The sequence below is a fragment of the Psychrobacter sp. WY6 genome (assembly GCF_018448495.1).
Classification (GTDB): domain Bacteria; phylum Pseudomonadota; class Gammaproteobacteria; order Pseudomonadales; family Moraxellaceae; genus Psychrobacter.
In genome coordinates this window covers 2,982,743-2,997,199 of the sequence record NZ_CP049902.1, presented here as the reverse complement: position 1 = coordinate 2,997,199, position 14,457 = coordinate 2,982,743, and the positions used below count along the sequence as shown (strand labels likewise).

Here is a 14,457-nt window from a genome sequence, read left to right as displayed (position 1 = left end):
TTTGAAACATTGATTTGAAACATTGATTTGAAACATTGATTTGAAATTAGGGCACGTACTAATTTTTAGCCCATTTAGGCGCTTTCGTTCAGATTGAGGACATGCCCTATTAACCTTAAGATTTTTATTTATAACCGTGCCGTATAGTCATTATTACCGTCATCAAGGGTGCCACATGCCTCGGCACGATTGACGATTTCTGTTGCCCAAGCGCGATGGGTAGCAGGCTCTAGCATGGTATTATTATATTTAAACACCGCTTTCGCCTCGCTATGCAAGATTGCTTGCGCCTCATCTAAAATGCTCAATGGTACGCAATAGGCTTGTTGCACCAGCGCAATTTGGCTTGGATGAATGACTGTTTTGCCGACCAATCCTAAGCTAACATCGCGGGTTAGCTCTTGCATAAATAGCGTTGGCTGATCCAAATATTCAAAGACAGGCGCTGTTAAATAAAAGCCATGCGGCACAAAGCAGCCGAGCAGCTGATAGGCAATGCCGATAGGGGTATCATAAACGATGCTGTTTTTGGGACGTCGCAAACGCAATGCTGCAAACAAATCATTGCCGCCGATACGTAAGGCAAATACAGGCTGGCTAAAAGCTTCTTTAAAACCAATGGCCAATTCCTGATTATGATGCGGATTAAATAACGCTGCGGTTTCAAGCGTCGGCATCAATAGTTGCTCAGTACTCAGATTTTGACAGGCCATACGCCAATTGGATAGGCTATACATATCGACTTTTGGCATGACAAAGCCATCAATCAAATCGATATGGGCAAAACCTGATAGCTGCTCTAACATCGCTGGATGACGCGGGCGTATAAATACCAGCGGGCGTGTTGGTTGCTCAATCTGAATATCGGCATGTTTTGATGGGTCATTGATGCTATCGACATGCGTCGCCCATGTATGCAGCAACGTTTGCAAGCGCTCAAGTGCCAGCTCAACATCATTATGGCTGACCGCATCTTCTAAACAGATGATAATGCTATTAATCGTTGGTAATTTATCACGCTTAATGACCTGCCAAATATCTTGGCGAGTTGCTGGCATGTATAGGCTAGCCCCCAACTGATACGGGTGATGCGCATGTGGTTTGAGCATCGCATGACGCTCAGTAATAAGGTGAGCGTAAGACTGGGTGTTTTGATAAAGAGTAGACTCGTTGTTTTGCATATCTGACATAATTGGCATCATCAATAGTGATAAGTGAATGGTTATAAAAAGAAGTATCATCAAGTGGTATGGCTTAGCAGCAATGACCGCAAACCCAAAAATACGTTTGGTAATGTCAAATTCGTTTAGCCGACAAGAAGGAGTAGTTTTACCTTTTTCTTTCGCTGCTTTGATTTTGAGATGGGTCTGGTTTATAAAAACCGCGAGTGTAGCAATGATTAATGGTCTTCGCTACGTTGCTTGATAAGCGTGATGGCTTGATAGGGATGTATTTTATCACCTAATACACTAACAATGATATTTCGCTGGGCACATAAATGTCTTAGCAGTATGGTATCAGGATGATCAGCGCTGGCTAATAGTATGCGTTCAGGGTCACGGCGCAATATCGCCCGTGTTGCCTCTGCAATCGTTGGCTTAATGCGGTTACGATTGGTGATAGCGTAGTCTGCTGCCAGCTTGTCGATTAAAGCCGCTGTCTGATACGCGGCTGCTGAAACGTCGGCAAGCATTGCAAAGGTGGGGCTAATGCACGGCGCGCTGCATCGATATGAGTGAAAGCTAAGCTATGGTCGACCTCAATTAAGTTATCATAAAACACGCTGCGGTGTAGCCCTAATGCTGGCTCGGTATATAAGCTACGTGATATAAGCCCCGACACCGTGCTATTTAATAGCCCTGAAGGAATTAGCCAGTCATCGATGCTAGCTGCGAGCCAAGCAACGCCAGCTGGATCAGCCAGCGTTAATAAGGGAATAACACCTGCGCCTTGATGAAAGATATTGGCAAAGTTTGCATGGCTAGGATCGCTAAATTTTTCTAAACTATGAGCAAGCTCTTGATAAATCGCGCCTTTGCCTGTCCAACCGTCAACAAATACGATAGGACTGTCTGGATGAGCATTCAATATCATTTGTAACGCAACTGGATCAAGTCCGCGGTCGCGAATGATGCTGATACCATAATGCACGCTCGGCAAAGCATAGCTGCTATTAACGTCTGCTAACGCACGCTGCAACAAAACGCCAACTGGCAAACCTGCGCGCACCAAACTGACTAAGACTAATGAACGTTCAGCATTCACGTTATGTTCATTTCGAGATTTTTGAAAAATGTGATGTAGCGTATAAGCCAAATTAGCAATATCAGTGGCGGTCCTCTCAGTTCCTTGCTCTAATGCTTGCGTGTATAGCTGCTCATGCATAGCAGTAGGCGCTTGCTCCAAAGTCAACATATCAGAATAATGACGTTGCCCACTTTGAATAAGTGCTTCTTTTTGACTGACTGGCACATCGGCGACCGCGTCTTTAGCGACTATGTCGAGAAGTACGGTCACATCACTGGCAAGATAGCTGCCAGAGCCATATGCTTCTAATTTTTGAACATTAGGGTTCGTTATATGATGGGTCATAAAGTGGCTTCTACTTCTATAAACGGCGGCGATTATTGTTTTTATTTAGGAGAGATTAAGTGTTTAGAATGATTGAGAGCTAAGTCGTTCATGTAACTGACCATGATTGGGCATACCATACCAGTCAAGCAGCTGTAAAAATGGTAAATCTGCCAAACTGTCACCAAAGCCAAAGCTTGGTCGTTGACTGTCTAAATGATTAGCTAACAAGAACTGTACCGCATGGCGCTTATGAACTGCGTGCGGCAATATCGCTAGATTATTCGCATTCACGTGCACATAAAAATCCTGCTCAAAGTCTCGTATTAACGTTGGCAGTTTTGCAGCGAGATCTACTAATGCTTGATGGTCTTTTTGCGCATGTTTGATAGCCAGATAAATGGTTAATTCTCTATTATCAGCGCCATTGTTAAAGCTATCGATATGCGGTGTAAAGACCAGCTGGCTACTGTCATTTTTGCTGTGATTCGCGAATAGCTGGCTCAGCTGCTGCAATTTTTCTTGCAATGGCGCAAGCTTATTATACATATGCTGTTGCCACTGGGCTTGTAATGCACCGTCTTTGTCAAGAATAAGCGCGCCATGAGTCAAAACTTGCCAGCTATCAAAAGGCAGTTTTACGCGCTGGATTTCACTGCGGTCGCGTGCCGTCACTACGATTAGATCAGTGCTAGCAGTAGCCAGTTAAAAAACGTGGCTTGGCGCTGACTCATAAAACTTAATGGCTCACCTTGTTTGTTAACGGTTGCGCAAACTAAGTTTTCAGCTTCAGTGGTGGGTAAGTCCCATGCGTCAATTTTACGCTGAGTTTGAAAGAGCGTATCGTCCAAATCCATCAGCGCGTAAGGCTTAACGATATCAGGATTGGCTTGAAAGAATTTAGTAGTCATGTGTCCCTATTACTTTGGTTATTTTTGAATAATACGCTTTGATATACAAGATCATCAATCAAATTTTTTGTTCTTAGATAAGCTTTTACAGCATCTATTTTCATTAATAAATATTTCCAAGCCAAAAAGTGGCGTTATAGAAATATAAAATAACGCATTACTTTTGAGAAGTACGAGAAAAAAGGCTGCTGCAACTAATATCCAAGATAAAAACCCTATAATAATAAATATATTGAATCGACTATAGTTATTGCTCCAGTATCCAGTCAAGATATCAATACTTTGAATGTAATTCCCATCTTCGAATCTTATTATAGAACCCAATTTTAAAGTACTAAGCTCATATAAGTTGATTTTCATATCTTTCTGGACATCAGAAAACTCTATTTCTTCAACCTTATAGTTTTGAGTAGATAAAAGCGCTTATAAAAAAGTTGCTTGATTAAAAACGGTTGATTACCTAGGCGCTTAAGAAAATTTTCGTCATCAATTATTTTATAAAGCATTTCAAATTGCTTATCTTTGGTATCGAAACGATTAACGATATAATCAAATACTCTTATAAACACAAAGATTACGGCAAAAAGGATGGTGATAATAGTTATAGTATGGTCACTAAGCCCTGAGGCTATCTTGACGTTATTTAAAAACTCAGTTACGCCCACTATTAGTACCCACCACCAATACATTCTCCAAACCTTTCCACATAGCATCAACGCTATCAGCGGACGTTTCCACACACAAGACAATCAAATCCCAATCGCTAGGTGTAACGTTATATGCAAAGTTGGTCATACCAAGCCCATAACTATCATTAAAACTTAGCATCGAGGTAATTGCGCCACCAAGCGCAATCGGTGAACGGGTTAACGCACTAAAATTAACCGTATTCTTACTATTCTCTACATGCGTATTTTGCGCAAGCCATTCCGCCAATAAAAACGGTAACCAAACAAACTCATTACTGCCCAATACTAAGATACGCTGTGGCAACTGTTCTTTATCAAACGGCTCTTTCTCAGGTTGAGTTTGCTTGTTAAAAACGTTAAAGGCAGTTTGAAACCTCAAAAGATAATGATCAAACCCATCGGTGCTATCTAGGGTTGGGAAACGTCCCCAATTACCAGTATTACCTAGACTGACTGCCTGCTTCAGTTGTATCAACCGATGGCATCGTTATCGGTTCGGGATTGGGCGCATCCGTCCAAGTCCACGCACCAGACAGTAGATGATGACGTTGAAAGTGGATATTGGGCAGGCGTTTTGCGATTTGGTCAGACACAGCTTCATTGGCATCGGCTGCATTCTGATTCTGGTTTAAAGACCAATCAACCAAAGTGGTAAGATGTACTTGTTCTAGTTGGTCAAGTCCTGCGTTACGAAGGGCAGTGACGACATTAACGCAAGTATTGCCCGTCGATGCTTCATCATCCACCATAATCAAGGTTTTGCTGGCTAGCAGCTGCGCTTGAGTGACATTATCTGCACTTTGATAAATGATGCTGGCTGGCATGACTGTGGTCTTCGCTGAAAGTGGTTAATAAAGAGTCGCTGCTACTGTCATGACTGTCATCATGTTGCGCATGACGCGTAGAGTTCAATAGTAAGGAATTGGGATAACGCGTTTGCAGCGCTTGGTGCACACCAGCCGATAAGCCAACCGCCGTCTCTGCCATACCAATGACTAAAATCGGCTCAGGCAAATCGCTAGGAACCAAATTCGCCAAGTCAGTAAAAGCATGACGCATGATGCTAGGAGCTACTGGAATATGACGACCTAATACTTTTGAGACAAACAGAAAGGCACGTTTTGGGTTAATGCGTTGTGCAAAGCCAAGTAAGTCTTCTAATTGATAATCGTTACTTGGTTCTGCCCCATTTTTCGTAGTGGCTGAATTGGTTTGATAGGTTAAATCAAGATTGCCGCGTGGTAGGGTAATGGTCGTGCTGTGTTGCTTATTTAACATTCATATTCCTTTGGACTTTCTTTTATATAGTTACGTGTATTTCCTAACCCTGACAACCTACTAACCACAAAGCACCACGGCTTTTTTTACTTAATTGCGGCGTAGTCAGCGGCGCAGCTGTCGTGCGTAACATGCCAGATGAGTCAGATAAATTATCTAAACTAATTCCAGCGCTCGCGAGTAGGGCGGATAATAACTGAAATTTCACCGCATAGTTCATATTTTGTGCATGTTCATGGACGAGGCTGGACGTTACCATGCCGATAACTTCACCAGTCGGCAGTAATAAAGGGCTGCCGCTAGAGCCTGGCTGAATAGGCGCAGTAAATTGCAGATAGCGAATATCATCGCCAAACCCTGTCAGTCCTGAGATGCAGCCTTGCGTTACTTGTAATTGGCTACTCAATCCTGATAACGGAAATCCTAAGGTGGTGATGGTTTCACCCAAATTATCAGTACAACGCTGTGCTAAGGGTAAATAACTTGGCAGCGGCTCGATTACTCTAATAATGGCTGAATCACTACCGATATCGCTGAGTACCACTTGCGCTTCACGATCGGGCTGCCCTTGCTGACGCACACCAATCATCGCCGCCGATTCAATGACATGATAACAAGTCAGTAAATGATAGGGATCGATAGCAAACGCTGTCCCTGTCCAAGTTTCACCAGACTGAACTTGTCTGGGCGGACGTGCGTCACTGTTAGGATAACCTTGCTGCTGTGCGCGCTGGGCATCTTGGATAAGGGCATGCGTATCTGGCGGACGCATATCAAGGCTCACTTGTACATGATGCTCAAGACTTGCCAGTCCTTGGGTGGAGCTTTCACCAAGGGCACGGCATTTAAATTTTCCATTGCGTCGGTATATCTCTAATATGATCGCCGCCTTGACATGGCGCTCGCTTGCGGTAAATTCATAACGAATATCGCCCTCGTTGAGGGTTAAGTTTACCTGGCTCAATTCAACGGCAGGTAAGTTTAGGCTTGGCTCATGATAAACATAAGCAATCAGTTGTAAAAAACTTGCACCTTGTTTATCAAATAATGCAGGCAAATCCAATTGCCATGCATTTGGATCATCTTTGCTATTGAGCTGCGCCCATTCCTTCGGTTCATGAAGATAAGCAGGACTACAAGCGGCTTTTCGATGCTCATCCAAAGGCAGCCATAGTAGCCCAAGCTGCTCGCCAAACTTTGACTGATCTGTCGTTGCAAAGGCGACCGAACAATTCGCTGTCGCGATGACCGTATTTGCCCCTAACACTAACGTGGTTTGTGCTGTCATCGTTTGCCTCTTATTGAATATATTCGGTTGCCATGGATTTATTATTGTCGATTCATTGCCGTCAGCTTTTTATATTATTTTTGACTTATTTAGTGATGTCTTCTTCAACCTTTACACCGACCATAATAGAGCGTACTTGGCAGGGGGTTATTTGTTGCGCGATATCAGCCAATATCGGTTTATCGGTTAAGCCTAGCCAATAAGCAAATCCAACTTGGGTTAAATCCACACCGCTATGGGTGGTGTAGTCGATGCCACCAGAAGGGCGGCTATTAATCTCAAGCACACGGTGCTGACCGTCATCATCAGCTTTGGTTTGGACACTGACGATGCCATCGCAGCCAAAGGCTTTTATGAGTGGAATGACGACATCCATGACCGCTTGCTCGTAGCCGATATGCTGGATTTTTCCTGTTTTATAGCGGGTGACAGCAGCCAATACTTCGCCATATTCACAGACGACATCGATAGAGTACTCTTGCCCTGACAAATAAGGCATTAGCAGCATGGGAATTGGGCGTTCCTGCACCATGACACTGTTTGCATAGGCATTAATAAATTGCGTGGTATTGATTTTTTTCTCTTCGGTAAAGTATAAATGCTCAAAGCTATCATATTGCTCATCTACTTCTTTGCCCATTTCTTTAACTTTGCCTAATCGCCAAAACCCTTGTGCAAAGATTCCCGTGACCGGTTTGACGCATAATGGTTGGTGACCGTACGTAGCAAGTAATGCTTCAAGCTCTGCGACATTATCAAAGCGCCACGCCTCGGCAACGGGAATATTATGCTCATGACACTGCTGCATAAAGGCAAACTTATCATCTATTACTTCTAACGCTGCCACACTCGTTGCACCCGTCAATAAACGAATACCAGCCGCGTCAAACGCCTCACGGTGGGCTTGGTAATCAATACCATTGCGCCCAGTGAGCAGTACTTTTACGTTGCTTTTCTGAGCTTGCTCTAACACAAACTGCCAACGCGGCATCAATGGCTCAATAGATTCGAGTACGACTTGCTCATCGTTCTCTATGGCGCTCGCAGAAGGCTCACGGTAAACGCTATCGGCAAATTCAAAAATCTCAGGTCTATTGTGGCGGTGTGAAGCGATAATGTTGAACGGAGTATCAGCGTGATTTTTTAGGGTTTGCAGGCTGGCTAACATATCACGCTGGCTTGACTGACCTTCAGCTAACCAAACGGCAGGTGATGCGGCAGTGTGTTGTTGATGTATATCTATCGTTAGCAGGGGTTTTCATAATTCTCTCAGCATTATCGTAGGTTTTAGATATAATTGAATAATTCACTATCGTCATCGCAACACCATCAGGAATATAAGCAAGCCTCAAACAGCAATCAAAAAACAAGCCGTAATATTGCTAATAGTAGGGGCTATTATATACAAATGCTAAGCGTTATAAATGCTGCTGACAAAATAGCATGGAGGATTTGTAAAAATATTTTTTAGGGTCATTGGCACGTTATTGAACGGTCGTACGCTTTAAAAGTCAGCGGCCATCCATGCTACTATATGAAATTAGCATAACAAACACACGCACATAATAAATAATTCAAAGGATGTATGATGAGCCAAATCCAACCTCAACAACTGATTGCTGGTGCCAATGCGCCACTGCCAACAGATCATATTAGCATTCGTATTTTAAGCCAAAGTGCAGTCGATTGCGCGGCATATCGCCTGACAACTGACGGTAAAGTACGCGGCGATGGCGACATGATATTTTATGGGCAGACACGTAGCGATGATGGCAGTGTGAGTTTCCGTGGTCATGATAGCGATGGGTTTTTTGATATCAATTTACCTGCGCAGCCTGCAAATATTGAGAAGATAGCGTTAGCGTTTTCTAGTGCGCAGCCGCTTGCTCAAGTTGGCGATGTCGATATTCAGGTATTGCAAGGCAGCCAAGTGCTGATGACTTGCCAACTAAGTGCAGCCGGACGTAATGAAAAAGCCATTATTTTAGCGGAATGTTATCGCCGCCAAGGTAGCTGGAAGTTCCGTTTTATTGCCCAAGGTTTCGAAGGAGGGCTGAAGCCTTTGTCTGAGCATTTTGGTGTAGAGATTGCTGATGAAGCGCCCGCTCAAAGCCCTGTACAAGACCAGTCACAAGGTCAAGCTCAGCCCATCAATACGCAGCGCCCAATTAATACGCAGAAAGCAGGTAGTGCAAAACAAGCACGCCGCCGCCAATTCCTACAGCTTCTCCAAATCCGTCAATTAACCTAAGCAAAATCACTTTAACCAAAAATCAGTCTAGCATCAACCTAAAGAAACGTGATGACTTTGGTAAAATCTCTGTTAACTTAAACTGGAACCAAAATCCGACTGCCAATCAGCAAGCACCCAAAAAAGGCTTGTTAGGCGATCTTTTCAAACAACATAAAGCGGGCGGTATTGACCTTGATGTTGGGGCGATGATTCATCTAAAAAATGGTGAAAAAACCTTGATTCAAGCCTTGGGTAATCGCTTTGGTAGCTTAACATCAGCGCCTTACGTGTGTTTGCGTGCTGATGATAGAACGGGACAAGTCAGCGGCGGTGAGTGGCTAGATATTAACGGTCAGCAGTGGTCGCAGATAGAAGAGGTGTTTATCTTTGCTTTCATCTATGAAGGTGCACCAAATTGGGCGCAAACCGATGGAGTGGTGACCATTCATGTGCCCGATCAGCCACCGATTGAGACACGTCTTACAGAAGGGACAGGTAATTTGCCAATGTGTGCGATTGCGCGTCTGGTCAATCAGCAAGGTAGTATCAACGTTGAACGTATTAACCAGTATTTTAAAGGACATCAAGAGATGGATAAAGCCTTAACTGGGGCTTTAGCTGGAAACGTGGTAGTAAGTAATAGCTTCGATAATATCCTGTAATGCAAAAAAGCCAGCCCATCTAATGATAGATGGGCTGGCTTTCTAAGAGTCATTAATTATTAGTTGTATTACTTGCTCTTTTTATTTTTTAGAAGTGTGTTTATTTTCATACCTATCTAATTGACTTTGTAACTGTGTTAGCTTTTTATTAATCATTTCACGATTTTTTGCTGACTTCATCCAATTGGGTAGTCTTGAAGGCATGCTGGCATTACCAGCATCGGCTGTTCTTTCTCTTAATGTTGCATTGATATAACTATGTAATTCAGTTAAATGGTTCTGATTAAATGCCCAAATTTTGCCAAATCGGCAGGGTACTTGTAAGAAAAGAGGAAGCCAAAATCAGCGTCAATAGCTAACCTTGCATCATAACGTTGGTATTTATTCGCTCTTTCTACGGGTACTGTATTGGTTTTACCACAATTTGAGCAGTCAATAGCAATAGTAGAGGGTAAAGCTTGTTTATAGGAGGATTATTTCTTCATTAGCAGTCAATTGTGTACCACAAAAGCTACACGGGCAATCTCCTATTAAATTACATTGACCTACCCAGTCGGCTTGATCTTCATTTTTTACTAATGATAATTGGCAGTGTTTACAGACAAATTTAGCACACCAAACTTTGCGTTCACTTTCTATTCTGTATTGATGTTCATTTTCAACTTTACCTACAGTGCCACATTCGATACAGCATACTATACTTTGCTCGGCATAATAAGTTAGCCTGTAACCGTTATCAATGTGTCTTGCTTGCATATCTCTTTCACACTCTGAGCTTATTTTATTCATATTATAATAATCAAAAAAACAGCTCAACGAAAGTCGTTAAGCTGTTTGTATTGAAAATAATGAAATTTAAAAATAGATCAAAGATTACGCATGCGGCGTAATAGCAGGCATCAAATCATGAAAGGTGCGACCAGAAGCCGTTTCACCAATCGCATGCATTTTCCACTCATTATTATGACGATATACTTTTGCCATAATCATCGCGGTATGACCACCTTGCGCTGATAAATTGTAGCGCGCGACTTCCTGATTGTTATTGGCATTGACGATACGACAAAATGCATTTTCTACCGTTTCAAACGTTTGACCAGTGAAACTATTGACCGTAAATACTAGAGAGACGACATTGGCAGGGATTTTTGAAAGATCGACATTGATAACTTCGTCGTCACCATCGCCGTCGCCAGTGCGGTTATCACCAGTATGGACGATACTGCCATTTTGATTTCAGCTGACTGAACCAAATCGCATCGATGGCTTGTTTATTGGTATCAAACATGATGCACGAGGCATCTAAGTCAATCGAGTCGCCGCCGCTACCGCCACCAAATAATTTACCCAAGAACCCACCTTTTTTCTCTTGTGGTCCTTGCGCCACGTCCCAGCCTAGACCCAGTTTTACTTGGGTAAGCTCGCCGCCCGCTTCTTTGCTTAGGGAGATTTTCTGACCTTTTTGTAAGCTAACTGCCATTTGATTATCCTTATAATAGTTATTTGAAAATTATAGTTGGGTAAAAATCATAGTTGTTTTAAAAGCGCTATAAAATATTGCCAAGTAAGCCGCTATTGCCGCCTCGACCGCCGGAGCTAGTCCCTAAGACGCTTTGTAGCCAGCCTTGGTAACTATCACGATTACGAGAGCAGATAATGACTTTGCCTGAGCCTGAGAAGTTTAAAACCATACCTTCGCCACTGGTGACCGAATTGATAATATTGCCCATGAAGCCTTTTTTCTTACTGGTGGCGACTGAGAGTTTGTATTCCAAACGCGAGTCCCAACAGACCACATGACCGTTATCAATGATGACGTCTTTACCAGGTTCAACATCAATCTCAAATAGTGAGCCGAAACCTGATACCACTACCTGACCTTGACCTTGCGTCTGCATCACCATAAAGCCACCAGTATCACCGAAGACGGCGCCACCTAGATTACGTTGAATCTTAGCCTTCACATCGACACCCGTTTGCGCCGCGACAAATGCGCCGTCACTGAGCGTATATTGCTGTGCACCGCAATCAATGATTTGCATATCACCGTCGAGCGTTGGCGCAAGTAAACAATCGCCTTCACCATTGACTGCTTCGATTTGCTGTTGAAATAGTGACTCGTCGTTGGCAAAACGGCGCATAAGTGATTGCATCAGACCGCCTTGCAGCTTGCCTTTTAGCTCAAGGTTTGATTCCATCATCACCATTGCATTGGCTTCACAATAGATGGAGTCGCCTTTTTTGAGGTTGCAATGAAGAAATGGTTCAATGGTACCGATCAAGCTAAACGTGGCGGTCATAGGGTGCGAATCCTTATATCAGTATTCTATATGTTCGTAAGTTATGTCTGTAAGTCGGCTCAACCATAGATTTTCGCTAGCCTATTACTTTTAAAGCCATCAAATGCGATAGTAAGGCACACTTGATGGCTTTTCGGGCTTATATTATGAGCGCTAAATGTTAGTCAGCTCTTAAACATTAACGCCATAAGAAGCCGCTAATGGTCCAAGACCACCGCTGAAGCCTTGACCAATGGCACGGAATTTCCAGTCGCCACTATGGCGATATAATTCACCAAAAATCATCGCGGTTTCGGTGCTACCGTCTTCTGATAAGTCATAACGTGCGATTTCAGCATCGCCATTGTCGTTAATGACACGGATGTAAGCGTCACCCACTTGACCAAAGTTTTGATTGCGGCTTTGACCTTCATAAATAATCGCACAGATAGCGACTTTGCTTACGTCAGCTGGAATGCTAGCAAGATTGATTTTGATTTTTTCATCATCGCCGTCGCCTTCACCAGTACGGTTATCACCTGTGTGCTCAACCGCGCCATTGTCTGACTTTAAGTTGTTAAAAAAGATGAAATCTTGGTCATTACGTACTTTGCCTGCTTCATTGACCAAAAAGCCAATCGCATCTAAGTCAAACTCTTGACCGTCAGTAGCACGTGGATCCCAGCCAAGACCGACTGTAATATTGGTTAAACCCGGCGCTTCTTTTGATAAGTTTACGTTGCCGCCTTTTGTTAAGCTAATAGCCATATAAATATCCTTTTGATTAATAATTGAGTGGATTGAATGATAAAAAAAATAAACTAAAATAGTGCAGTGGTCGATATATAAATGCAAACAATGAATAAATTTACTCGTATGCCACGCCCTGCATATCATTACGATTTACTATACTAAGCGATTGCTTACTAAGCAAGGCGTATTTTGTGTGATTACGATATGATTACTAAGGGACATATCAATGCTGCAAGTCTGATACTTTTTAACCGTCCGAGCAACAGTCGTTAAGGTGTTGTTATCAAAAAGTAAATTAGATCGCCAGGCAGTGCAACATAAAAAAGCACTTATTCAACGGGTGTCAAATAAGTGCTTTAAAGCAAAAACGGGTCATACCAACTGCTTTGGTACAACCCGTCTATTTTTAAACTAACTTTATCTATCCACTTTATACTGTTTGATATTAAAAATTTTTGCTTGGGTTTTTAACATCGAACGAGCATCAAGTAATTGATTTAGTTTCTCGCTTACGATAATTGAGTGAAGCGACAAACGCCCAACCAATAAAGGTAATACCAATCAGACCAGTGATAAGCTCTGGCACATGGAATTTCACTGATAGCAACATGATGATAGCTAAAGCACCGATAGCATAATGCGCGCCATGCTCAAGATAGACATATTCATCAAGGGTGCCTTTGTCGACCAAGAAGATAGTCATCGAACGTACGAACATCGCACCAATAGCCAGACCTAGCATGATTACGATTACGTCATTAGTAATCGCAAATGCGCCAATCACGCCATCGAAACTGAATGAGGCATCAAGGACTTCTAGATATAAGAAACCGATAATACCACCTTTCATAATCGCGCTAGTTGCAGCACCAGTACTATTACCTTGAGCATCTAATTTTCTTCAAGGTCACCCTCTAACATACCAGAGACCACTTGTACGCCAAGGTAAACTAAGATACCCCATACGCCAGCGATTAGAACCGCAGCTGATTGCTCAGGCTTGGCAAATGATACGGCAATCATCAAGACGATAAGCGCGACAAACACGCTCATGGCATCGACTTTGCCTAATTTTGCCAGACGGCTCTCAAGCCAATCGAACCAGTGTACTTCTTTTTCATCAAAGATGAAGTTTAAGAAGACGAGCAACAAGAAAATACCACCAAATGCTGAGATTTCGGCATGATGCGCCAATAGTCTGGCTGAGTATTCTTTAGGATCGTTCAATGCCAAATCTATAACTTGCATCATACCAAGATCAGCGGTAACCGCGACGATGACAATAGGGAATACCAAACGCATACCAAAGACGGCGATTAAAATACCTAGCGTTAAAAATATCTTTTTCCAAAACTCGTCCCAGCCCTTAAGGACTGAGGCGTTGACCACCGCATTATCAAACGATAATGAAATCTCCATGACGGCCAAAATAGCGGTAATAGATAGGGTGGTTATCATACCGCCCATACCGCCATGTGAATATCCCCACCATGCCGCGACCGCTAGGGCGATGGCTGTGAAAATAAAGTCTAAATAAAAATGTCTCATGACACATCCTGTCTGGTTGCATAAAGCTAAGGTCGGCCTACTATAGGCGCAAACCACAAAAAAAGCGGTTATCGCTAACCACTTTTTTGCATAATTCTAAACGAAACATAAGCATTACTAGTCATTTAGCTATGAATAATTGTGACTATTTTGCAACCATATTTTACAGCCATTATCATTGCTAATGGTGAGTACAAATAGGGGCTAATACTTGCTTTATATTTTGAGTTTAATGGTCATATAGT

The 14,457-nt window shown here is 42.8% G+C and carries 8 protein-coding genes and 5 pseudogenes; 1 reads left to right on the top strand and 12 read right to left on the bottom strand.

Annotated features, from left to right (window positions below; all coding sequences use genetic code 11):
- Nucleotides 1-128: 128 nt before the first annotated feature.
- The 8 genes and pseudogenes from G7Y90_RS14955 to G7Y90_RS14915 all read right to left on the bottom strand — a co-directional run bounded on the left by G7Y90_RS14955 (nucleotide 129) and on the right by G7Y90_RS14915 (nucleotide 7,905).
- Entirely contained in the window at nucleotides 129-1,190 is a 1,062-nt protein-coding gene (locus G7Y90_RS14955; protein ID WP_250162780.1) for an HpcH/HpaI aldolase/citrate lyase family protein, read from the bottom strand.
- Between the two features lie 209 nt (nucleotides 1,191-1,399).
- Nucleotides 1,400-2,592: pseudogene (locus tag G7Y90_RS14945) on the bottom strand (cysteine protease StiP domain-containing protein).
- Between the two features lie 63 nt (nucleotides 2,593-2,655).
- Nucleotides 2,656-3,246, bottom strand: coding sequence for an HAD hydrolase family protein (locus G7Y90_RS14940; RefSeq protein WP_349773365.1), 591 nt, complete (start codon nucleotides 3,244-3,246; stop codon nucleotides 2,656-2,658).
- 5 nt (nucleotides 3,247-3,251) lie between these two features.
- Nucleotides 3,252-3,482 carry an HAD family hydrolase gene (locus tag G7Y90_RS18645; RefSeq protein WP_349773364.1) on the bottom strand — a complete coding sequence of 77 codons (231 nt, stop codon included), beginning with the start codon at nucleotides 3,480-3,482 and terminating at the stop codon, nucleotides 3,252-3,254.
- Between the two features lie 383 nt (nucleotides 3,483-3,865).
- Entirely contained in the window at nucleotides 3,866-4,147 is a 282-nt protein-coding gene (locus G7Y90_RS14935) for a hypothetical protein (RefSeq protein WP_250162777.1), read from the bottom strand.
- Nucleotides 4,134-5,449: pseudogene (locus tag G7Y90_RS18105) on the bottom strand (phosphoribosyltransferase domain-containing protein). The gene G7Y90_RS14935 and the pseudogene G7Y90_RS18105 overlap by 14 nt, the downstream one beginning before the upstream one ends.
- A 43-nt stretch (nucleotides 5,450-5,492) precedes the next feature.
- The gene (locus G7Y90_RS14920; protein ID WP_193007561.1) at nucleotides 5,493-6,737 is read right to left on the bottom strand and encodes a trypsin-like peptidase domain-containing protein; all 1,245 of its coding nucleotides are present in this window, start codon (nucleotides 6,735-6,737) and stop codon (nucleotides 5,493-5,495) included.
- Between the two features lie 85 nt (nucleotides 6,738-6,822).
- Entirely contained in the window at nucleotides 6,823-7,905 is a 1,083-nt protein-coding gene (locus tag G7Y90_RS14915) for an ATP-grasp domain-containing protein (RefSeq protein WP_250162775.1), read from the bottom strand.
- 420 nt (nucleotides 7,906-8,325) lie between these two features.
- Between G7Y90_RS14915 and G7Y90_RS19290 the strand changes: the two are divergent.
- Nucleotides 8,326-9,610: pseudogene (locus G7Y90_RS19290) on the top strand (TerD family protein).
- An 895-nt stretch (nucleotides 9,611-10,505) separates the two neighbouring features.
- Here the strand turns inward: G7Y90_RS19290 and G7Y90_RS14900 are convergent.
- The 4 genes and pseudogenes from G7Y90_RS14900 to G7Y90_RS14885 form a co-directional block, all read right to left on the bottom strand.
- Nucleotides 10,506-11,112 (bottom strand): annotated as a pseudogene (locus tag G7Y90_RS14900) (TerD family protein).
- 67 nt (nucleotides 11,113-11,179) lie between these two features.
- On the bottom strand, nucleotides 11,180-11,932 hold the full coding sequence (locus G7Y90_RS14895; RefSeq protein ID WP_055123871.1) for a TIGR00266 family protein: 753 nt from the start codon (nucleotides 11,930-11,932) through the stop codon (nucleotides 11,180-11,182).
- A 171-nt stretch (nucleotides 11,933-12,103) separates the two neighbouring features.
- Nucleotides 12,104-12,679, bottom strand: coding sequence for a TerD family protein (locus G7Y90_RS14890; protein ID WP_250162772.1), 576 nt, complete (start codon nucleotides 12,677-12,679; stop codon nucleotides 12,104-12,106).
- A gap of 469 nt (nucleotides 12,680-13,148) precedes the next feature.
- A pseudogene (locus G7Y90_RS14885) lies at nucleotides 13,149-14,212 on the bottom strand (DUF475 domain-containing protein).
- Nucleotides 14,213-14,457: the final 245 nt, after the last annotated feature.